This is a genomic window from Thermophilibacter provencensis (assembly GCF_900128445.1).
GTDB classification, from domain to species: domain Bacteria; phylum Actinomycetota; class Coriobacteriia; order Coriobacteriales; family Atopobiaceae; genus Thermophilibacter; species Thermophilibacter provencensis.
Genome location: NZ_LT671417.1, coordinates 894,506 through 914,755 on the forward strand (window position 1 = coordinate 894,506; position 20,250 = coordinate 914,755).

18 protein-coding genes are annotated in these 20,250 nt (G+C 69.7%); 4 read left to right on the plus strand and 14 right to left on the minus strand.

Translation table 11 applies throughout. From position 1 onward, the window contains the following. Positions 1 to 28 precede the first annotated feature (28 nt). Positions 29 to 754: an ABC-2 transporter permease gene (locus BQ7391_RS04055; protein ID WP_075279410.1), complete on the plus strand. Its 726-nt coding sequence runs from the start codon at positions 29 to 31 to the stop codon at positions 752 to 754. A gap of 296 nt (positions 755 to 1,050) precedes the next feature. Here BQ7391_RS04055 and BQ7391_RS04060 read toward each other — a convergent pair whose 3' ends face one another. From BQ7391_RS04060 to BQ7391_RS12320, 4 genes are all read right to left on the minus strand, one after another. Beyond that, positions 1,051 to 1,413: a response regulator transcription factor gene (locus tag BQ7391_RS04060; RefSeq protein ID WP_075279411.1), complete on the minus strand. Its 363-nt coding sequence runs from the start codon at positions 1,411 to 1,413 to the stop codon at positions 1,051 to 1,053. 96 nt (positions 1,414 to 1,509) lie between these two features. Next, complete coding sequence (locus tag BQ7391_RS04065) at positions 1,510 to 3,006, minus strand: FtsX-like permease family protein (RefSeq protein ID WP_075279412.1); 1,497 nt, start codon at positions 3,004 to 3,006, stop codon at positions 1,510 to 1,512. Positions 3,007 to 3,009: 3 nt separating this feature from the next. Beyond that, complete coding sequence (locus BQ7391_RS04070; protein WP_235858615.1) at positions 3,010 to 3,900, minus strand: type II toxin-antitoxin system RelB/DinJ family antitoxin; 891 nt, start codon at positions 3,898 to 3,900, stop codon at positions 3,010 to 3,012. Positions 3,901 to 3,977: 77 nt separating this feature from the next. Then, positions 3,978 to 4,154, minus strand: coding sequence for a hypothetical protein (locus tag BQ7391_RS12320; protein WP_159437347.1), 177 nt, complete (start codon positions 4,152 to 4,154; stop codon positions 3,978 to 3,980). Between the two features lie 394 nt (positions 4,155 to 4,548). Here BQ7391_RS12320 and BQ7391_RS04080 point away from each other — a divergent pair, with 394 nt between their 5' ends. After that, on the plus strand, positions 4,549 to 4,980 hold the full coding sequence (locus BQ7391_RS04080; protein ID WP_075279413.1) for a DUF4313 domain-containing protein: 432 nt from the start codon (positions 4,549 to 4,551) through the stop codon (positions 4,978 to 4,980). A gap of 120 nt (positions 4,981 to 5,100) precedes the next feature. Here BQ7391_RS04080 and BQ7391_RS04085 read toward each other — a convergent pair whose 3' ends face one another. After that, the gene (locus tag BQ7391_RS04085; protein ID WP_083662084.1) at positions 5,101 to 6,855 is read right to left on the minus strand and encodes an ABC transporter ATP-binding protein; all 1,755 of its coding nucleotides are present in this window, start codon (positions 6,853 to 6,855) and stop codon (positions 5,101 to 5,103) included. Beyond that, positions 6,848 to 8,800, minus strand: coding sequence for an ABC transporter ATP-binding protein (locus BQ7391_RS04090; protein WP_083662085.1), 1,953 nt, complete (start codon positions 8,798 to 8,800; stop codon positions 6,848 to 6,850). Before BQ7391_RS04090 ends, BQ7391_RS04085 begins: the two co-directional genes overlap by 8 nt. Before the next feature lie 172 nt (positions 8,801 to 8,972). Between BQ7391_RS04090 and BQ7391_RS04095 the strand changes: the two genes are divergently transcribed. Further along, positions 8,973 to 9,554 (plus strand): TetR/AcrR family transcriptional regulator, encoded by a 582-nt coding sequence (locus BQ7391_RS04095; RefSeq protein ID WP_075279414.1) that lies wholly within the window; start codon positions 8,973 to 8,975, stop codon positions 9,552 to 9,554. On the opposite strand, the gene BQ7391_RS12730 is transcribed toward BQ7391_RS04095, so the two are convergent. Then, positions 9,469 to 10,011 (minus strand): CD3324 family protein, encoded by a 543-nt coding sequence (locus BQ7391_RS12730; RefSeq protein ID WP_408033461.1) that lies wholly within the window; start codon positions 10,009 to 10,011, stop codon positions 9,469 to 9,471. The two genes, BQ7391_RS04095 and BQ7391_RS12730, sit on opposite strands and share 86 nt — an antisense overlap. Further along, positions 9,927 to 11,270: an MATE family efflux transporter gene (locus BQ7391_RS04100; RefSeq protein ID WP_075279415.1), complete on the minus strand. Its 1,344-nt coding sequence runs from the start codon at positions 11,268 to 11,270 to the stop codon at positions 9,927 to 9,929. The genes BQ7391_RS12730 and BQ7391_RS04100 overlap by 85 nt, the downstream gene beginning before the upstream one ends. A 406-nt stretch (positions 11,271 to 11,676) precedes the next feature. Between BQ7391_RS04100 and BQ7391_RS04105 the strand changes: the two genes are divergently transcribed. After that, on the plus strand, positions 11,677 to 12,102 hold the full coding sequence (locus tag BQ7391_RS04105) for a selenium binding protein (protein WP_075279416.1): 426 nt from the start codon (positions 11,677 to 11,679) through the stop codon (positions 12,100 to 12,102). 473 nt (positions 12,103 to 12,575) lie between these two features. On the opposite strand, the gene BQ7391_RS04110 is transcribed toward BQ7391_RS04105, so the two are convergent. From BQ7391_RS04110 to BQ7391_RS04135, 6 genes are all read right to left on the minus strand, one after another. Then, complete coding sequence (locus BQ7391_RS04110; protein WP_075279417.1) at positions 12,576 to 12,980, minus strand: metal-dependent transcriptional regulator; 405 nt, start codon at positions 12,978 to 12,980, stop codon at positions 12,576 to 12,578. 308 nt (positions 12,981 to 13,288) lie between these two features. Then, positions 13,289 to 15,046, minus strand: coding sequence for an ABC transporter ATP-binding protein (locus BQ7391_RS04115; protein WP_075279418.1), 1,758 nt, complete (start codon positions 15,044 to 15,046; stop codon positions 13,289 to 13,291). Continuing rightward, entirely contained in the window at positions 15,036 to 16,886 is a 1,851-nt protein-coding gene (locus BQ7391_RS04120; RefSeq protein WP_075279419.1) for an ABC transporter ATP-binding protein, read from the minus strand. The genes BQ7391_RS04115 and BQ7391_RS04120 overlap by 11 nt, the downstream gene beginning before the upstream one ends. A gap of 244 nt (positions 16,887 to 17,130) precedes the next feature. Next, positions 17,131 to 17,739, minus strand: coding sequence for an MptD family putative ECF transporter S component (locus BQ7391_RS04125; protein ID WP_075279420.1), 609 nt, complete (start codon positions 17,737 to 17,739; stop codon positions 17,131 to 17,133). 96 nt (positions 17,740 to 17,835) lie between these two features. Further along, positions 17,836 to 19,365 (minus strand): ABC transporter ATP-binding protein, encoded by a 1,530-nt coding sequence (locus tag BQ7391_RS04130; RefSeq protein WP_075279421.1) that lies wholly within the window; start codon positions 19,363 to 19,365, stop codon positions 17,836 to 17,838. Next, positions 19,362 to 20,198, minus strand: a complete 837-nt coding sequence (locus BQ7391_RS04135) for an energy-coupling factor transporter transmembrane component T (protein ID WP_200799576.1) — start codon at positions 20,196 to 20,198, stop codon at positions 19,362 to 19,364. Before BQ7391_RS04135 ends, BQ7391_RS04130 begins: the two co-directional genes overlap by 4 nt. Between the last annotated feature and the right edge of the window lie 52 nt (positions 20,199 to 20,250).

Here is a 20,250-nt window from a genome sequence, read left to right on the forward strand (position 1 = left end):
GCCCCTCACCAATGATTGGAGCACGAAGATGCTACGCGCCTACCTCGTTGACATGACCGTCCTGAGGGACTACTCGCGGGCGCTCCTCGGCCTCGGGTTCTTTGTCGCCGTGTGCGTGAGCCTGGGCATGCAGACCTCCGTGATGGCACCAGGCCTCCTTGCGATGATGTACCTCCTGCTCGGCGTGTCCGGGACAAACTCCTTCGATGACCTGAATGGCTGGGAGCGCCTCCGTCTCACGATGCCGCTCTCCCGTCGTGACGTGGTGCTCGCCCGCTACGGCGCCATCGCGACACTCGGGCTCGGCGGACTGGCCCTCGGATTGGCGGCGGCGGTCGCCCTCGGGGCGGTCGCGCTCTTCATCCCGCTGCCGGGAGAGCTCTCGTCCGCCCTGGCGCTCTCCGAGGACGCTCTGATGGGCATGGTCTTCTCCGCGGGGGTGCTCTTTGCCGTCGGGTCGCTCTGCGCGGCCGTGGAGGTCCCGCTCTTCTTCCGCTTTGGCAACACGAGGACGACGCAGTACCTGCCGCTCGTGCCCCTCTTCGTGCTTCTCTGCCCCATCATCGTTGCGGGCGGGAGCGGCATGATCGACGAGAGCACGCTCACGGTCGAGGGCCTCGCAGGAGCCCTGAGCCTCGTCTGGTCACCTGCGGGCGCGGCGGGGTGCCTCATCGGGCTGCTCGCGCTCTCGGCCGGCTCTCTCGCTCTCTCTGCCGCACTCTCCCTCAAGCTCTACGAGACGCGCGAGTTCTAGGGGCGGGATGGACCTCACGGTGCTCTTCGTAATCGGATTGATTATCGTGGCAGTGCCGGTGCGCAACTACCTCATCCGGCGCTGGCGAGACAGGGACTGACGACATGCGCCCTTTTGAGGGTTCTTGAGGGCCTGGCCGCCAGCGAGCCTAGGGTGCGTCCATCTTGTCATGCAGCGGAGAACTCGATTTTTATCTGGGGGCGCGACCCAGTCGATCCGGCAGGGATCCAAAAGACAATCCCCACGAGTCCCGACCGGACAAGACGGCCCTCGCGAGAGAGATCCCGCGGGGGCCGTTACCGACGAGGGCCGACGGTTGCCCGGAACCCCCCCCCCGTCATAATGACACCAGGACGGAAGGACCGACAGGAGGGCGCGGACATGGCGGGCGAGGAAACGGAAGGGGAGCGCGGGACGGGCGGAAGGGCGCTCGCCGCGGCGGGCTGCGTCGCGGCGGCGGCCCTGCTGGTCGCGGCGGCGGTCGTCTGGGGGCCCGACCTGTGGGCGTTCTTCACGGTCCGAAGGGCCTCCTGGAACGCGCGGAGCCCCGCGAGCCCATCCCTCTCGCCCCGCACCTCAAAGCCCGCGCTCGCGAGCAGCTGGACGAGCGCGTCCAGCACGTCGGGCTCGTCCTCGACGACGAGCACATGCTTCGCCATAGATGCACCCCTGCCGGCATCACCCAACGCAACGGTAGGCCAGATCCGTTAGCTTTTGGTTAGCGGCCCGCATTTCGCACGGGCCGGCCCAAGGGCCTACTCCACGTTTACGGCAAGGGTGGGCGCTCGGAAGACGGCCCGCTCGCCGAGGGCGTAGGCAAGACGCACCAGGAGCCAGCACACGAGGACGAAGAGCGCAACCGGCGCCACCGGCATGCTGGCGAGAAACACCAACGGCTCAACCGGGCTCGCGGCAATCGCGAGAACGGCGATGACGACGTTGAGGGCGAGCGCCCACGCCAGCGGCCTGGCGATGATAAGCACCGACTCTGCCGTAAACATGCGCGAGGCCTGCCTGCGGTCGATGCCTGCCGCAAGGAGCTGGGACATCTCGCGCCGGCGCGCCGGAATCCTGCCGAGGACGCTCGCGAACACGTCCGCGATCCCAACGCAGGCGAGCACTCCGGCCAGCACGTCGACGAAGAGGCGAAGGCCGGCCCGCACGCTCGCGTCGCGCGCCGCCTCGGCGCGAAGGCTCAGCACCTCAACGTCGTCCCGCCCCGCGAAACGGCGGGCGAGCTCGTCGGCGACGCGCGCCTCGGACGCCGCCGAGTCGGTCAGGACGTTATAGAACAGGTCGCCCGAGCCGACCTTGTAAGCGTCGCCGGTGGAGACGCCCGTCACGCCGTCGGTCGCAAGCAGCTCGTCTACAAGCGCCTGGTCGGGACCCGCGGCCTCGGCGCCGTCCACGGTGACGCGGACGTCCCAGACGCCCGCGTAGCGATCAAAGTACGTCACCTGCGTCGAGAGGTGCGAGAGCGTCTCAAAGTTGAGGAGCGTCACAAAGGCGAGCACGGCCAGGGCGATCGACACGTTCGCGGTGCGCATGCCGCGGCGCCGGGCGCGCAGCGACGACGCCGCCAGCTGAAACTCGATGCCGAGGCCGCTCCCCATGATGCGGGCAAGGACGCCGGGCCGCTTGGCCGCGCGACAGTCGTCGTCGCCCTGCCGCATCGCCTGGACGATGCTCACACGCCCGATGCGTCGCGCCGGGAGCAGGGCGGAGACAAGGACGGTCGAGACGGCGACGGCGAGCCCGAGGACGACCGTCTGCGGCGCGATCTCGACCACCGGGTCGTATGTGCGGCTCTGCGCGGTGGCAGACACCACGGCACTCACCAGCGCGAGCGCCAGCCCAAGGCCGACAAGCACGCCGGCGGCGGCCGCGGGAAGCGAGAGCGCGCAGCCCTCGGCGAGCAGCAGCCGCCTGACCTGACCGTCCTTGGCACCCATGCTCTTGAGAAGCCCGAGCTGCCTGATGCGCGCGCTCATGGAGACGTCGAAGGCGCTCTTGAGCATGAGAACAACGGCGACGGCCGCCAGCGCGATCACGAGGCCGAAGGCGATGGTCGACCCGGTAACGTCGGGGGCCTGGCCAAGCGCCGCCATGCGCACGAGGTAGTCGGTGACCATGAGGCTGCCCACGCCCACGATGAGCCCGAGCAGGACGGACGCCACAAACGAAAGCGAGGCGAGGGCGGCAACGGGCGCCCTGTTGTGGCTGATGTACGCCTCAAGGTAGGAGCGAAGCACTGCTCAGCCCTCCTCGACGACGCGGCCGTCCGAGATGCGCACAACGCGGTCCGCCGCGGCGGCGACGCTCTCGTCGTGCGTTACCAGAACGACGGTGGTCCCAAAGCGGTCGCGCGCCCTGCCGAGCAGCTGCACCACGCGCCCTCCGTTCGCACGGTCGAGGCTGCCCGTCGGTTCGTCCGCAAGCACCACGGCGGGCTTGGCCGCGAGCGCCCGGGCGATGGCGACGCGCTGCTGCTGCCCGCCCGACAGCTCGGAGGGGAGACTCTGCTCGCAATCGGCTATGTCGAGAAGGTCGAGCAGCTCCGCCACCTCGGAGGGGCCGGGCCTGGCTCCGTCGAAGCGCAGGGGCAGATCGATGTTGTCGCGCGCCGTGAGGAACGGAACGAGGTTGTGCGCCTGGTAGACGAGCCCGACGGTGTGCCGGCGGAAGAGCGCCAGCGCATCCGGCCCCAAGGTGGAGAGGTCCATGCCGTCAACCACGACGCGGCCCGCGGTGGGCGCGTCGACGCCGCCCAAGATGTGCAGGAGCGTGGACTTGCCCGATCCCGAGGCCCCCATGACGGCGACGAACTCCCCGCGGCGCACCGTGAGCGAGGCGCCGTCGAGCGCGCGGCGCTCGGCCGCCCCCTCGCCAAAGACGCGCGTCACGCCCTCGACGATGACCGCCGGGTCGGCGTGGTTGGCGCCCACGGCGAGCGACGGCACGGACGCCCGTGCTCCCGCCGCGCCGTCGAGCGAAACGTCGAAGGGGATGCGCCGCTCGCGGTTGACCTTCTTGGCGAAGAGCGTGAACGCCGTGGTCATGCTCATGCCGAGGTCTCGACAGACGCCCTCCATCGAGCGCTTGGTGTCCTGATCGAGCCGGAAGTTCACGAGGGTCGTATCAGCCATGCGGCACCTCCTTAAAGACAATGTCTTTACATTTTCTGCTTAGCGAGGAGCCAGGTCAAGAAGGCGGTCGGCAAACGCTACGCCAGCCGGTCGCGCTCGGCGGCGAGCTCGTGGGCGAAGCGGCGGCAACCCCGCACGGCGAGCGCGGCGGCAGCGGCCGTCCACGCGACCGCGAGGGCGGCGAGCACGGGGGCCGGCGCCGCGGCGCCCGCGCCGCACGCGGCGCGCACCGCCTCGGCAGCGGGGCGCACCATGAGGCGGACGAGATCCTGCTCAGGTAGGGCGTGCGGCCAGCTCGTCCACGCAAGAGGTCCAACCCCCGAGCGCCCGCGCCCCGGACGAACCGCCGGGGCGCGGGCGCCCTCATGCCCGGCCGGCGGCCGGAGCGGCGGTCGGCCCGTCGCCGACCGGGTGGCGCCCTCGCCTCGCGGCCCCAAGGGCGCATGCAAAACCCCGCACAAACCTCCGCGCGGCTCCGGTTGGTGGGGGTTGCGGGCGCCCGGCGCCCTTTGCAGACGCCCTTGACCCCGCGACGCTCCGGCGCGGCTCCTCGGGGAGCAAAGCCGACGACGACGCGCGGCGTCGCCATTCGGCTTTGCCCGCAGGGGGCGAGACGCTGGGGCCGGAGGGCCCGGGAAGGGGACTGGCATGGAGGAGATCATCAAGACGGGTGCGGTGACGGTCGGGTACGAGACCAGCTGGGGGGACCGCGTGAGGCTCGCGGTGTGCGCCGACCGCTACGAGCGGGGCGGCGCGCTCGCCCTGCTCGCCCTCGACGCGACCGATCCGGGCGACGAGGACGAGTACCTGGAGCTCTGGTGCTCCCTCACCGTGAACCTCCCGGGCGACCCGGTCGCCTCGGCGTGGTGCGCGGGGGCGGGCCACGTGGTCCTGGACGCCAACAACGTCCCGGCGGTGCTCGTGGAGGCGCTCGTCGGCGCGGGCGTCGTCGAGCTCGCGGGCCGCTCGGTCCGCTCCGGCTTCTGCTCGTACCCCCTCGCCGGCGTCCCGCAGGACGTGCTCGAGAGGCTCCGCGGCTACGAGGAGACCGTGCGGGCGCTCGCCTCCCGTGCGGGGTGAGGGAGCGGGCGTCCGCGGTATGATTGGCTGGTGGGAGGGGCCGTCCGTGGGGATTGATCGGTTGGGCGGCCCCTCCCGCATTGAGCGCGAGCGTCCCGGTCCGTGCCGCAAGCGAGGGTGCTACGCTATCTGCCAGCCCTCGGCTCGCTCCTGCTCCTCCCACAGGCGCCGGTAGAGGTCGCAGCGGCCCATGAGCTCGCCGTGGGTCCCCTGGTCGACGACCCGCCCCCCGTCCATGACGACGATGCGGTCGGCGTCTCTGATGGAGCGGAGCCGGTGCGCGATGACCGCCACGGTGCGCCCCCGGACGAGCTCGGTGATGGCGGACTGCACCGCCACCTCGTTGAGGGCGTCGAGCGAGCTCGTCGCCTCGTCGAGCAGGACCACGGGCGCGTCCTTGAGCAGCGCCCGCGCGATGGAGACGCGCTGCCGCTCGCCGCCGGAGAGGGTCGACCCGCCCTCCCCCACGGGGGTGTCGAAGCCCTGGGGCAGCGCCTCGATGAAGTCGAGCGCCGCCGCGCGCCGGGCGGCCTCGCGCACCTCCTCGTCGGTAGCGTCGGCCCGGCCCATGCGGATGTTGTCCGCGACGGTGCCCTGGAAGAGGAACACGTCCTGGAACACGATCGCCATGCGGGCGAGCACCTCGTCCGGGTCGAGCCCCCGTTCGTCGGCGCCGCCGAGCAGCACGCGCCCCGCGTCCGGGTCCCAGAAGCGCGCCGCGAGCCGGCATACGGTGGACTTGCCCGATCCGGAGGGCCCCACGAGCGCCGTGAGCCTCCCCTCCTCGAGGGGGAGCGTCGCCCCGCCCAGGGCGCGGGCCCCGCCGCCGTAGGAGAACGTCACGTCCTCGAGCTCGATCCCGCAGCCGCGGGGCTCGTCGCCGCCGGCGGACACGGGCAGCTCGCCCGCCTCCATGAGGGAGCGGATCCGACCGCCCGCCGCCTGCGCCCCGGACCAGTCCGCCAGGTAGTAGAAGAGCGTGACGATGGGCTCGTACACGTTGAGCGTCATGAGCAGGAAGGCGAGCAGCGCGAACGGGTCGACCGCGCCCGCCGCGGCGAGGGCGCCCCCGACGGCCATGACCAGCGCGGCGCCCGCCATGATGATCGCCCTCCCGGCGAGGGCGATCGGGCGCGCGGACGACTCCCTGGCGAGAGACGCGGCCCGCAGCTCCTCGAAGGTCTCCCTCAGGGCGTCGAACCGGGCGCCCGCGTACCCGAACGCGCGCAGCGTCGTTATGCCGCCGGCGTACTCGATCGAGCGGGCCGCGCTCTCCGTCTGCGCGCGGGAGAGGCGCGCGCTGCTGGCGCCGGCGCCCCTCATGCCCGCGAGCAGGAACGGCACGGCGAGCGGCACGGAGGCGAGCATGGCGGCCGTGAGGCGCCAGTCGAACGCCGCCAGCACGGCCGCGGCGACGATCAGGCGCACGGCGATCGTCGCCATCTGCGAGAGGATGTCCCAGCCGTAGTTCATGACCGACTCGAAGTCGCGCTGCAGGACGCTGACGACCTCGCCCGACCCGTGCTCCTGGAACCACCCCATGGGTAGCCGCCGGAGCCTCTCGCCCGCGGCGAGGCGGGCGTCGAGGGCGACGTCCGCCATCCCCGCGCAGGAGAGAACGTAGACCCTCCGCGACGTGAGGTAGGAGACGGCCGCCTGCGCCGCGAGCACCGCCGCGCACGCCCAGAGCGCGCCCGTGTCGAGCGCGGAGCCGGGGCGGATGACGGGCTGCATGACGATCCAGACCGCGGCCACCATCACGCACGACGGCACGTTCGAGACGAGCGAGTCGAGCACGCGCCAGCCTATGATCCCCTTGAGCCGGCCCGGGCTGCCGAACGTGAGGTTCTCGATGCTCTTCCTGAGGTCAGCCATTGGTGCGCCCCCTTCCCGCCGCCTGCGGGCGGCCTCCCACCGACCAGCGCCCGCGGCGCTCGTCCGCCTCGACCATCTCCCGGTACAGCGGGCACGTCAGCATGAGCTCCTCGTGGCTCCCGCGCCCCCTGACCCGGCCCCCGTCCATGACGATCAGCTGGTCCGCCCGCCGCACCGTCTTCAGCCTGTGGGCGACCACGATGACCGTCTTGCCGCGGGCGAGCCGCGCGATCGCCTCCTGGATGCGGGCCTCGCTCTCGGCGTCGGCGTAGGCGGTCGCCTCGTCGAGCACCACGATCGGGGCGTCGCGGAGCATGACGCGCGCGATGGCCACGCGCTGGCGCTCGCCGCCCGAGAGCGACGCCCCGCCCTCGCCGATGACCGTCTCGTATCCCCGGGGCAGCGCCTCGATCACGTCGTGGACCTGGGCGGCCTTCGCCGCCGCGACCACCTCGTCGTGCGTGGCGGAGCCGCCCATCCGGATGTTCTCCTCGACCGTCGCCGAGAGGATGAACGACTCCTGGAACACGAAGGAGCAGGCGCGGTAGAGCTCGTCGGAGGCGATGTCCCTCACGTCGACCCCTCCGATGAGGACCCTGCCCTCCTGGGGGTCCAGCAGCCGCAGCGCGAGCTCGGCGAGCGTCGACTTGCCGCCGCCGGACGGCCCGACGATCCCCGTGACCGTCCCCTGGGGGAAGTCCGCGGTCACGCGGTCGACGGCTGGCCTGTCGGCGCCGTCGTAGGAGAAGGACACCCCCTCGAACCTCACGTCGTGGGACGCGGGCACCCTCGGGTCCGCGGGCTCCTCGACCTCCGGCGCGGCCAGCACCTCGTCCACGCGCGCCACGCTCGCGTTGATGGAGTTGAGGTCGACGGCCTTCACGACCATCTGGAGCACCGGCTCCTTCATGCCGCCGCCCACGAGCGCGAAGAGGAGCGCCTTGGAGAGCAGGGACCCCGCCGGCTCGCCCGCCGCGGCGAGCGCGACGAGCGCGGGGACGATGAGGAGCATCTGCGTGCCGATGACGGCGTACATGAGCCCCATGCCGCGCGCGTTGAACTCGGTGGCCCAGCGGACGTTCCCCGCGAACTCCCGGGCGTCCCGCTCGAAGCGCCCGAAGGCCGAGAGGCTGCGGTTGAACACCTTGACCACCGGCATCCCGTGCGCGTACTCCACCGCGGTCCCGGAGAAGGCCTCGGCGCTTCTCGCCATGGCGACCTGGCACGCGGTCCCCTCCGGCCTGCCGAGCGCGGCCCCGAGGAGCGCGAAGGACAGGACGACCGGCACGGCCAGGAGCAGCGCGAGCCTCCAGTCTACGAGGAGCATGGCGGCGACCGCGACGAGCGGCGTGGCGACGGCCGTGACGGCGTCGGGCAGGCTGTGGGCGATGAACCCCTCGGCCCTCTCCACGTCGTCGACGACGACCTTCTTGAGCTCGCCCTGCCGCGTGTGGGAGAACCACGAGCTCGGGATGCGGGCGAGCTTCTCCATGAGCGCCATGCGCACCTCCAGGAGTATCTGGAAGGCCGCCCGGTGCGCCAGGGACGCCGACGCGTACGACAGAGCGCCGCCCGCGACGGCGGCGGCGAGCGTGGCGGCGGCGCAGCCCGCGACGAGCCGGGCGTCCATGGCCCTCGTGTCCCACCAGCACGCCACGAGCTCGCTCGCGAAGGCGTAGGTCGCGAGGTAGGGGACGATGCGGACGAGCGACGCCGCGACCGCCAGCGCGCATGACGCCGCGACGGCCGCGCGCTGCCCGCCCGCGATCTCGAGCAGCCGCGCGAGCCCCGACCTCCCGCGATTCCCGTCCGGCCCCGCGGCGACCGCCTGCGCGACGGTGCCCGAGGCGTCGACGGCCCCGGGGTCCTCGTAGTACGCGCGCTGCGCCTCGGAGAACACCTCCCTAAGCGCGGGCCTGAACCCCTTGCGCCCCCTCGTCCCCATTCTGCCTCCCGTCTCTCTCGTCCATAAAATGACTGGACTGACAAGTTCTGGTCATTTAGATGTTAGCCTTGGGATACTTGATTGGCAAGGGGCAAATGACCGTTTTTCGCTAAACTGGTCAGTATGATCAGACGGGGCAACGCAACTGACGCGAGCGAAGGGTCGTGACGCCATGCCTGCGATTTTCAGCGACCGGGACCGGGACGACATCTCCTCCCGCATGATCGAGGCGGGATGGGAGGCCGTGGGCAAGCGGGGCATCGGGCGCCTGCGCGTCGAGGACGTGACCCGCGCCGTCGGCGTGGCGAAGGGGACGTTCTACAGTTTCTTCCCCTCCAAGGAGGCCTTCGTCGCCGCCATGGTCGCCTCGAGCAGGCAGGACGCGATGGACGCCCTCGAGGCGATGCGGGGCAAGGGGGGCGGCCTCGGCCCCGAAGACATGAGGCGCTGGCTCGACGCCATGTGGCACTCGGAGAAGAACATCTTCCGCCGCATCGGCATGGACGACTACGAGTGGCTCGTCGGGCGCGACCCGGGGTTCGACCGGTTCGACCCCGACGCCGACAGGCGCGTCATGGGCGAGGTGCTCGGCCACTTCGCCGGGGTTCGCGACGGATGCGACTGGCGCGTGGTCGCGAACCTGCAGAAGGGGCTCGCGCTCATGCTGCTCAATCGAAGCGGGCTCCACGAGGGCGCCATCGACGCGACGATCGACGCCATGATCGACGCCATGATCGCCGAGGTGTTCGGTTAGGTTCCGCACCCGCAAAACCCGCCGCGAGGCCAAAGCGGGCGGCGGCCCGGGCGACGATCCCGGCGGAACGGATTCGCAGCAGCGGCCACGCGCCCGCGGAGGGGTCGCCGCCCCGTGGGCGGTAGACGATCTTCTTGATGGCATGGACGCTCAGCCCGTGCCGGTCCGCCAAGTCCGCGATCGACGCGCCCTCGGAGCGCTCCTCGCGGATCAGCCGGTTCCTCCTCTCGAGCTCGTCCCTGTATCCGCTCGCCTCGCCCCACCTCCTCCTGCCGCCCTCGTCCCTCGGGACGTACAGGCAGCCCCCGGGGACGACCTTCTGGAGCTCCCTGACCAGCGGCTCCGGGAGCACCTCGCGCGCGTTCACGTACCTCACGAGGCCGCCCTCTCGCCGGCGCCCGCCCCGGGCCTCGCCCCGCGGGCGTACCGCCGCAGGTACGCCGCCCCGACGGCGCACGGCAGCGCGGGCGAGAGCGCCTGCGCGGCGAGGACGCCCGGGTAGCCGAGGGCGGGCACGAGAAGAACGGCGAGCCCCACGCGGACCACCACGGCGTCGAGCAGGGCGTTCACCGCCGCCAGCCGCGGCGCTCCCGTCGCCTGGGCGAAGGAGTCGAGCGCGTACATGGCGGCGTAGGCGAGGCTGTTCGCCGAGCAGCAGGCGCGCAGGTAGAGCACGCCCGCGGCCACGGCCTCCGGGTCGTCCGCGAAGAGGCCCACGAGCTGCGGGGCCAACGCCTGGACGAGAAGGACCACGAGCGCCGTGGCCCCCACCGAGACGGCGAGGCCGGCCCGGGCGTAGGCGAGCGCGCGCCGCCGGTCGCCGGCGCCCTCGCAGCGCGCCGCGGCGGCCGAAACCGCCTGCCCGGCGGACCACACGGGCATCCCGGCGAGCGTGTTGGCCTTGGTGGCCGCCCCCGCGCCGGCCACGACCGCCGTGCCGAAGGCGTTGGTCATGGAGGTGATCGCGAGGTACGAGAGGTTCACGACGACCTGCTGGAAGGCCGCCGGCGCGGCGACGCGGGCGAGCGCCGAAAGGTCGCGGGCTCGGGGGCGCGCCGGCAGCGCCGAGCCGCGCCTCCCGGCGAGCACCGCCAGGGAGAGCGCCGCGGCGAGCGAGGACGCCGCCGTCGAGGACCACGCCGTCCCGGCGACGCCGAGCGCGGGCACGAGCGCGACGCCGCCCGCGCAGTTCACCGCGGCGACGGCGACTGCGAGCCACATCGGGGTGCGGGCGTCACCGCGGGCGCGCATGACGGCGCCGGCGGCGGAGAGCAGGAAGGCGCCGGGCAGCCCCGCCGCCCAGACCCGCGTGTACGCCGCGGCGTCCGTGAGCGCGTCTGCCGGGACGCCGAGTGCGCCGTAGAGCGGGCCGGCGAGGACCGCGCAGGGCAGCGCGACGGCGGCCGAGAGCGCGATTGCCGCGAGGAGCGCCGCCCCCTCCGCACGGGAGGCGCCGCGGGGGTCGCCCGCCCCGAGGCGGCGCGAGACGAGCACCGTGGCGCCCACGGAAAGGCCGAGCGAGAGCGAGTTGGCCACGAAGCCGACCATCGTGGCGTTGGCGAGCGCGGCGAGCCCCCGCTCCCCGACGAACGCCCCCACGACGAGCATGTCCACGACCTGGTCGGCGGACTGCAGGAGGTTGGCGCCGAGCGCCGGCAGCGCGAAGCGCGCGAGGTTCGCGGCCGGGCGGCCGCGAAGGAAGTCTATTTCCCTCATTGGGTTTTCCTTTGCACGATCGAGACGAATAGGGCCGCGGCAGCGAAGCCGCGGCCCCAGGACTCGAACCGTGCGCGCACGAAGACATGGGCCGGCGGAAACCGGTCGCCAAAGTGCGCAGGTTGTACCGTCAGCTCCTCGCGACTTCCTGCCTAACATCACGGGGAGCGGCTCCAATCTGGAACTCGCCGATCTCGAGGTACAAGGGAGATTCCCTCCATCAGTGGGACACGCGTGCATTCTACCCTCACGCCCAGCTGATGACAACGGGGCGCCGGCGGGGCGGCGCGGTGAAACGTAATCGCGCAACCACAGTATTCAGATGTGCGCTCGATTCTAGATGGGAACGGTTCGGTCTGCGCGCCTGCAGCAAAATGAAATGGCCAAATCATGCGAGGGGACAAGTATGAACATTCCAACTCGACAGGCGCTTCCACCCGAAAGCTACCTAATCCTTCTTGGCGCGTCACTCTGCGTCTTCAACTCTAACAACGCCTTCGTCATCGAGAACATCCTCAGAACAGACAGGTCGACCCTGGCCTGGCACGACCTCATCGACCTCGAGTCCGGTCAGTTAAAGCCCCACGTCGCACGCACCATCACGAAGGAGTCTGGCGACAGCGCCGTAGCGGACCTCTTCAACGAGGTCGTCTCCATGCGAAACCGTATCATCCACAGCTTCCAGATAACCGCAGAGGATGGCACGCAGATGCTCGCCACCAAGGTCAAAAAGACGCACGAGCAGTTCCGCATCACAGAGGACTATCTCGTGTCGTTCCTCGAGAAGAACGAACGGCTTTCGAGCCTGCTGCACGAATACAGGGGATTCTAGCCTTGTAGCGAGCACCAGCTTTCACGGCGGGCGGAATACCGCTTCGGGCCGCGGGCCAAAAACAGGAGTCGCGCTCGCTTTCCGCCCGCCGTGTCCCACGGGACAATAAAGGCGAGCTCAGGAAGGCAGAAGCGGCGCGCCGCCGGGTAACGGAAGATTGGAGCCGATATGGTCACGCTCGACATGGCCGAGAAGATCCGCGGGTGCTCGCCTCCCGTGCGGGGTGAGGGAGCGGAGCACCCGCGGCGCCCGCGGTATGATTGGCTGGTGGGAGGGGCCGTCCGTGGGGATTAATCGGCGGGACGGCCCCTCCCGACCGCCGGCGCGCGTGCGCTTCGTCGACGGTCGGGAGGGAGCTCGGGAGAGCCCCCTCCCACCGGGACTCTTCATCCCGTTTGAAATGTTGCCTGCGGCGCCCGGAAAAAGAGCCGCCCTGAAAACCACCCGTTGGGAGACTCGCTCGCCCATGTTGCTCAGCCCTCTGGCGCCAGGCGCTCTGAGAGCTTGCGGAACGAGTCCTCGGAGAGGCAGTGCTCCATGCGGCAGGCCTCCGCCGAGGCGGTCTTCGCGTCCACACCGGACTCGACGAGCAGCCGCTCGAAGAAGCGGTGCTTGGCGAGGGTGGCCTCAGCAATGCGCCGGCCCTCCTCGGTCAGCCGCACGTCTCTCTCGACCACCTCCACTAAGCCCTCCGCAGCCAGGCTCGCGAGGGCCTTGGATACGCTCGCCTTGGAAAAGCTCAGGCGCTCGGCGATGTCGATGTTGCGGCAATGCCCGCACTCCCTCCGAATCGCCAGGATGGCTTCTACGTAGTCCTCGGATGACTTAGTTGTCGCCCTGTTTCGCAAGCCGCGGCCCGCATCGGCTTCATCCCTCATTCAAATCATCCTCTCGTTCGCCAAGTTCCTACAGGCGACACGGCTTCGCGGGCAGTCCGCTGCATGAGCCGACTCCACATCGGCGAAGACGATGGGGCTGGTCGACCGGCGATGCCGATCCCCTGTCGAAGAGAATCCTTGATCCGCTCCAGGCAGGAGGAGGGACTCTCGGGGAAGTCGGCAGGGATGCAGCGCTCTGCGCGGCGCACCTCCCGCGACACGCCTTTCGCACCCATCTCGGCATCGAGGAGCATCCGCCTTGCTTCGAACGAATCAGAAGGATTGCCTCCGGTCAGCCCTCGGCCGGCTCATGCCCTCGCATCCGCGCTCCCTTGCAGCGACCACTCGGCGCTTTCGGCCTGCAGGTGCACCATGCGCGCGAACAGGCCCCCGCGCTCGAGCAGATCGGCCGGCGCGCCCTTCTCGGCCACGCGCCCTCGGTCGAGCACGACCACGTGATCAGCCCCCATGACGGTGCGCATGCGGTGCGCGATGACGATCACGGTCTTGCCGGCGAGCAGCCGCGAGAGCGCACCTTGGACCTCGGTCTCGTTCTCCACGTCGAGGGATGCCGTCGCCTCGTCGAGCACCACGATGGGCGCGTCCTTCAGAAGCGCGCGGGCGATCGAGATGCGCTGGCGCTCGCCGCCCGAAAGGCGTGCGCCGTTCTCGCCGATCTTAGTGGCGTACCCCTCCGGCAGAAGGCTCGCGAAGCCGTCGCAGTTGGCGGCGCGGGCCGCGGCGAGCACCTCCTCGTCGGAGGCGCCCTCGCGCCCGATGCGGATGTTGTCCGCAACCGACTCGTCGAACAGCACGACGTCTTGGAACACCTGCGCGAAGTCGCCGAGCAGCACCTCGGGATCCACGGTCGACACGTCCACGCCGCCCACGGACACGCGCCCCTCATCTGCGTCCCAGAAACGGCACGCGAGCTTCGCGCACGTCGATTTCCCCGAACCGCTCGGTCCCACGAGCGCGGTGACCTCGCCCTCCTTCGCCGTGAAGCTCACGTGCGACAACACCGTCTCGTCCGTGCCGCCATAGGAGAACGACACGTCCTCGAACACAACGTCGTGACCGCGCGGGCGAAAGTCCCTCGAACCCGTCATGGGACGCTCCGCAGCAAGCGCGTTGGTGCGGCGGATGGAGTGGCGCGTCTCCATGAGCTCGATGCTCGACTGGAGAACCACGTTGATCGGGTCGTACACGCGGGTGACGACAAGGAGGAACGCGAAGTAAGTGAGGAAGCCGACGTCTCCCGACACGATGAGCGCCGCGCCGACGAGGATGGTGGTGGCGGTACCGAGCTTGAGGAACGCCTGTCCGGACAAGATCGTCGTGCCCGTTGCGAGCTCGGAGGCGACCTGTGCTCGCTCGAAGGCGGATAGCCGCCCGCGCAGACGGTCGAGGAATGCCTCGGAGCGGTTCGTCGCGCGGATCTCGCGCACGCAGTCGAGATACTCCTGCACGCCGTCGATCATTTCGAGGCGGCGTGCCTCCTTCGCTGCTACTTTCCGGTTGGACAGCCCGCTCGTCGCCGCCATGATCGCCACCGCGACGGGAATCGGCCAGAACGCCGAGACGCCCAGCCGCCAGTCGAAGACGATCGCGAAGATGATGACGACGATGCTCGAGATGCCCGTGCCGAACAGCTGCGGCACCACGTGCATGAACAACCGCTCCTGATCTGCGCAGTCCTTCATGATGGCGTTCGTAAGGTCGGACAGGTCGCGCTCGCCGAAAAACGACAACGGAAGCGTGCGCAGGTGCTCGGCGATGCCCTCGCGCTTACGAGCGCTCTCGTCGTAGACCGGACCGTAGGTGTTGCGATACTCGAGCAGCTGCGTTACCGCGACGAGCGCGAGCATAGCCGCCACCGCCACCAGGTACGGGGCGAGTTCCGGCAGGGGTACGCCCGCTTCGAGGTGCGCCGCGAAGTCGCCCACGAGCACGTACAGCACGCACATCGGCGCCATGAGCGCGAGGTTGGCGATCGCGCAGAATGCCATACCCCGCCTGAAGGCGCGCCAGCCCTCTTCGGTGAGCCCAAGTGTCTTACGCAGCATGGCCGGTCCCCTTCCCCTCGATCTTCCACGAAACGCTCGTGCGGTAGTCTTCCCACATCCTCGCGTAGAGGCCGCCCGCCGCCGCAAGCTCGGCGTGCGTGCCCCGCTCAACGACGCGGCCCGCATCGAGCACGTAGATGGCGTCGGCGCCCACCACCGTCGACAGCCGATGCGCGATCATGAGCACCGTCTTGCCCTTCGCCAGGTGCGCGAGCGCCTGCTGGATGAGCGCCTCGTTCTCTGGGTCGGCGAAGGCCGTCGCCTCGTCGAGCACCACGATGGGCGCGTCTTTGAGGATCGCGCGGGCGAGAGCGATGCGCTGGCACTCGCCCCCGGAAAGATAGACCCCGTGCGCGCCCACCACCGTGTCGAGCCCCCGGGGAAGCTTCGCAACGATGTCGTCGCAGCGCGCTGCGCGCACCGCGGCCTCGATCTCCCCGCGCGTCGCGTCGGGACGGGCCGCGCGGATGTTGTCAGCGATACTCATCTTGAACAGCCGGTCGTTTTGGAACACGAACGCCACGCGGTCCATGAGGTCCGCAAGCGGGATGTCGCGCACGTCGACGCCGCCGATGCTCACCGCCCCGTCTCCCACGTCCCAGAACCTGGGCACAAGGCTCGCCGCGGTGGTCTTGCCGCTGCCGCTTGGGCCCACGAGCGCCACGGTGGCGCCGGCAGGCACGCGCAGCGACACGTCGGAGAGCGCCGGGCGGTCAGCGCCGGGGTAGGTAAACGTCACGTGGTCGAACGCGATGGAGCCGTCAACGGGCGTTCGGGTGCGCGCGGGGTCGGCATCTTCCATGGCGGGTGCCTCGAGGATGCGCTCGATGCGCTCCACGGCGTCCTGGGCCTCGGTCAAAGCCTGCGAGGCGTACATCACCTTCGTCATCATCATGGTCGTGAGCGCAGAGAAGACGACGTAGAAAAGGTAGTCGGAGAAAAACGCGGCGAAGTCCCCGGCGGCGAGCGCGAGCAGGATGCCCGCCGGCACGAGCACGACGAACGTGGAGTTGATGGCCACGAGCTGCGCAACCTGCGGCCGCTCGCACAGGCGCACGTAGGCGCTTGCGAACTCGCGGTAGGCCCTGATCGATTCGCGGAACGTCGAAAACGAACGAACCGTCTGCTGGAACACCTTCACCACGGGAATGCCGCGAACGTACTCGACGGCGCCTTTGTTCATGCGGTCGAGCGCATCCTGGTAGTTTTTCATGAACGTCATCATGTTGGTGTTCTCGTCGCCGCCGCCTCCGGCCATCATCCAGAACATGCACGCGGTCGACACCACCACGGGAAGGAGGCATACGAGCCCCATCACCCAGTCGACAGCGAACATGACGACGAGGTACGCCACGGGTGTGACGAGCGCGCCTACGAAATCGGGGATGCGGTGCGCGAGCACGCCTTCGGTCAGACCGGTCGCCCCTTCGATGACGCGGCGCAGCTCGCCAGTGGAGTGGGCGTCGAAGTACCCGAGCGGCACGCGGGAGAGATGCTCGAGCGCTGCCGCGCGCATGTTGGTCGCCGCGCGGAACGCGGCAAGATGCGTGCAGATGAGCCCTGCGAAGTAGACGATGAGCCCACCGAGTGCAAACGCGAACGCCGCGAGCCCGTATCCCGCGGCGTTCGGGGCCGCCGACCAGTTGGGCGCCACCGCCACGAGATCGCGCAGAACGAACCACACGCACACGAGCATGGCAATCGAGCAGAGCGCGTTCGCCCCCGAAAGCATGCACCCAAGCACCGTGAGCTTGCGATGACCGCCCGCGAACTCGAGCAGCCGCATGATGGGCGCGCGTCTTTTCGCGGCGGGCACACCTTCGCCAGTCTTCCGTCCCATTTGCATCCTTTCCCTTGGCTTCCCTAATGTTTGCTTTGGATAACATTAAAACGAGACATCCGAAAACATGGCCTTGTACGCTCGAAGTAAACGATTCAGAGGAAAAAGAGAGCTGCCGCCCCGAAATCGAGACGGCAGCGATACGACCGCTTGCACAGGCGGATGCCCAGCGTCAGCTGCAGGCGGCGTTCCCGACAGCGATTGGATGACGGACGCGCGGCGGCAGCGTTTGGAAGCGAGCGTCCTATGCCGCGATGCGGGCGAAGTGCTTCTTGAAGACCTTCGCACCGAGCAAGCCGCCCACGATGGGGCCAACGACGCACAGTATGCCCGCGACGACGATGAGGGGGCTTTGCATGAACCCAACGAGAGTCTCGCCGTACTCGCGGCTCATACCGGACTGGACCACCATGTCGACGTAGGAGCTGCCCGCGAGAAACACCATCGACTCCTGGCCGACCCAGAAGCACAGCGTCCACACCGCGAACGCCGCGATGACCGCCGCCTTCGACCGTTTGCCTGCCGCCATGACGATCTCCGCCAGCGCGCCGCCCACGACGACGCCCGCGGGCCCCGTCCACAGCATGCCGAGCAGAAGGCTCACGGCCGCCACGATGACCGACATGGCGAGCGTCGCGCCCGGCTTGGGCACGCGCGCGGCGAGATACATCCACACGATGCCGCCCGGGATCGCTCCGACGGCGTGCGTGAACCAGAACGTGTTCGCGTTCATGCCGAGAATCATCGCGAACGCGAAGAACACGATGAAGAGCAGCAGCCCGAAGATCGCGATGAAGATGAAGTCCTTGCCCTGGAGCTTCGCGCTCCCTTGGGCCGATGCCGCCGTTACCATGTGAGACGTCTCCTTTCGTGAGGCAGCCGATACAGATGAGAGCGGCGCGGAGAAACGCATCTCCCGCCGTACGGTGCGGGCGCCCGCGTCGCGGGGTTAGCCGAACCCGAACAGCGCCCGCGCTCGGGGCGCGTTCGACGGTGTAAGGTCGAAGCGTTCCGCGATGCGGCCGTTCTCGAAGTGGGCTATTTCGTCGCACGTGGCGCATGCGAACTCGTAGTCGTGGGTGATGACGACGATGCAGCACCCCTGCTCCTTGAGCGCGTCGATCTGGGAGGCGATGCGCCGCATGTTCGCAAGGTCGAGCCCGCTTGTGGGCTCGTCGAGCACGAGCACGCGCGCGCCTTGGAGCATGCCCGCGGCGATGGCGAGACGCTGGCGCTGCCCGCCCGATAGCGAGAGCGGATGGCGCCCGCGGAACCGCTCGAGGCCGAAGTCGGAAAGCTTGGCGTCGACGATCGCCGCATCGTCCGTGGGGCAGGCGTCGCCGCCGTCGTGCCGGCGGCGGGCATCGAGCGCAAGGCGCAGCTCGCCCTCGACCGTATCACTGAACAGCTGATAGCCGCTTTCCTGCATGCCGAGGAACACCCGTCCCGCGCGATCGCGGGCCGAAAGCGCCGTGCCGTCCACGCACACCTCGCCCGCCGCCTCGGCATGCAGGCCCGCAAGGCAGCGCGCGAACGTCGTCTTACCCACCCCGTTGCGCCCGATGAGAGCCACCGCGCACCCGGCCTGCGCGTCGAAGTTGCACCCCTTGACGACGAACGTGCCGCGCTTGCCGTAGCGGACGGCGAGGCCGCGCGTCGAGAGCACCGGCTCGCCGGAGGAGGCGAGGTCGTTCGGTGCCGCCGTGCGGGGCGCCACGCGCGCGATGTCCCACGCGCGCAGGCCCAACCGCTCGCGCTCAGCGCCGGGCATGCGGGAGAACTCCTCGGCGGCCAAGTCCGAGACGACCGCGCCGTCGCGCATGAGCGCGATGCGGTCGGCGACGCCCGCAAGCCACCACAGGCGATGCTCGACGACAAGGACCGCCTTCCCCTCCTCTTTGAGCCGCACGATAACGTCGCGCAGCCGGAGCATGGCGCGCACGTCGAGCGCCGCGGTGGGCTCGTCGAACACGAAAACGGAGGGTTCCATGGCGTGCACCGACGCGACAGCGACGAGCTGCTTCTCACCGCCTGAAAGTGCGCGGATGTCGCGCTCGAGCAGGTGCTCGATCCCCAAAACGCGCACCGTCGCGTCGACGCGGGCGACGATCTTGTCGCGCGGGACGCCCATGTTCTCGCAGCCGAATGCGATCTCGGAAGTGGTGTCGAGGTTGAAAAACTGGCTGCGCGGGTTCTGGAACACGCTTCCCACCGCACACGACAGGTCGTCCATCTCCCAGTCCGCCACGCTGCGCCCGAACACGCGCACATCCCCAGCCCGATCGCCCGCGTACACGGCGGGGACGAGCCCGTTCACCATGCGCGCGAGCGTCGTCTTGCCGCACCCCGACGGACCCGTGACGACCACGCATTCGCCTGGGCGCACGGCAAGCGACACCCCGTGCGCCGACGGCTCGCCGGCGGCGTCGTAGGTAAACCCCGCCTCGCGAAACTCGACAGCCGCATCGCGCCCACTCATGCGATCACCCCCGCCCGGGAGAGGATCAGCACCGCCGCCACCGCAGCGAAGAGCACCAAGAACGTGACGTCTGCGGCGCGCAGGCTCAGGTCGTAATACGACGTGCGCGGCCGCGACGAGTCCATGCCGCGCACGATAGCGGCGTTCGAGAGCTCGTCGGCGACGATGGACAGCCGGCTCATGACGGGCACGAGCAGGTTCTCCATGACGCGCACGGGCTGCGAGACGACGGATTTGGGAGTGATGGCCATCCCCCGCACGCGCATGGCCTCCGCGACCGCGCGGAACTCGCCGGCCATGGTCGGGAAGAAGCGCAGTGCGATGCACAGCGCGATGATCCCGTGACGCGGCAGGTGCGCGCGCTGGAGCGCGCAGGCGAGCTCGCCCACGCGCGTCGTGGCGATCATCGTGGAGGCGAACATCCCCACGCAGAACACGCAGCGCACCGTGACGACCATCGTCGCGAACGACGCGGCGATGCCGTTCGGAATGAGGAGGAACGCGTATCCCGCCACCATGACGGCCGCGTACGCCATACACCAGCGCAGCGCCGTGGCACCCCGCCCGCACCAGACGGCCACCGACGCGGACAGCGCCACCATCGCGATCTGGCCGATGACGAGCCGCGGCGCAAACGCTGCGGCGTTGATGAGAATAAGGATGACGATCGAGACGCGCGGGTCGAGCCGACGTGCCGCGAGCGCACCCGTGTGCGTGCCTCCGGCCGCACCGGTCGCGGTGCGAGCCTCCTGCCGCAGCGCGGAGGCTCGTCCCCCCGCAAGGGGCGTCGGATCCCCTTGTGAACGTGTGATCTGTCCGTTAGAATTAACCATGGTTAACATACTAGCAACCAGGTGGATGTTACGGCGGCGGGCGCGGAGTTCC

What these genes read in the sequence shown, in the direction of transcription:
- BQ7391_RS04095 (WP_075279414.1), top strand. Translation starts at nt 8,973, where the DNA reads ATGCCTGCGATTTTCAGCGACCGGGACCGGGACGACATCTCCTCCCGC.
- BQ7391_RS04100 (WP_075279415.1), bottom strand. Translation starts at nt 11,270, where the DNA reads ATGAGGGAAATAGACTTCCTTCGCGGCCGCCCGGCCGCGAACCTCGCG.
- BQ7391_RS04120 (WP_075279419.1), bottom strand. Translation starts at nt 16,886, where the DNA reads ATGGGACGGAAGACTGGCGAAGGTGTGCCCGCCGCGAAAAGACGCGCG.
- BQ7391_RS04055 (WP_075279410.1), top strand. Translation starts at nt 29, where the DNA reads ATGCTACGCGCCTACCTCGTTGACATGACCGTCCTGAGGGACTACTCG.
- BQ7391_RS12320 (WP_159437347.1), bottom strand. Translation starts at nt 4,154, where the DNA reads ATGGTGCGCCCCGCTGCCGAGGCGGTGCGCGCCGCGTGCGGCGCGGGC.
- BQ7391_RS04085 (WP_083662084.1), bottom strand. Translation starts at nt 6,855, where the DNA reads ATGGCTGACCTCAGGAAGAGCATCGAGAACCTCACGTTCGGCAGCCCG.
- BQ7391_RS04135 (WP_200799576.1), bottom strand. Translation starts at nt 20,198, where the DNA reads ATGGTTAATTCTAACGGACAGATCACACGTTCACAAGGGGATCCGACG.
- BQ7391_RS04090 (WP_083662085.1), bottom strand. Translation starts at nt 8,800, where the DNA reads ATGGGGACGAGGGGGCGCAAGGGGTTCAGGCCCGCGCTTAGGGAGGTG.
- BQ7391_RS04110 (WP_075279417.1), bottom strand. Translation starts at nt 12,980, where the DNA reads ATGAGGGATGAAGCCGATGCGGGCCGCGGCTTGCGAAACAGGGCGACA.
- BQ7391_RS04115 (WP_075279418.1), bottom strand. Translation starts at nt 15,046, where the DNA reads ATGCTGCGTAAGACACTTGGGCTCACCGAAGAGGGCTGGCGCGCCTTC.
- BQ7391_RS04105 (WP_075279416.1), top strand. Translation starts at nt 11,677, where the DNA reads ATGAACATTCCAACTCGACAGGCGCTTCCACCCGAAAGCTACCTAATC.
- BQ7391_RS04080 (WP_075279413.1), top strand. Translation starts at nt 4,549, where the DNA reads ATGGAGGAGATCATCAAGACGGGTGCGGTGACGGTCGGGTACGAGACC.
- BQ7391_RS04130 (WP_075279421.1), bottom strand. Translation starts at nt 19,365, where the DNA reads ATGAGTGGGCGCGATGCGGCTGTCGAGTTTCGCGAGGCGGGGTTTACC.
- BQ7391_RS04060 (WP_075279411.1), bottom strand. Translation starts at nt 1,413, where the DNA reads ATGGCGAAGCATGTGCTCGTCGTCGAGGACGAGCCCGACGTGCTGGAC.
- BQ7391_RS04070 (WP_235858615.1), bottom strand. Translation starts at nt 3,900, where the DNA reads ATGGCTGATACGACCCTCGTGAACTTCCGGCTCGATCAGGACACCAAG.
- BQ7391_RS04125 (WP_075279420.1), bottom strand. Translation starts at nt 17,739, where the DNA reads ATGGTAACGGCGGCATCGGCCCAAGGGAGCGCGAAGCTCCAGGGCAAG.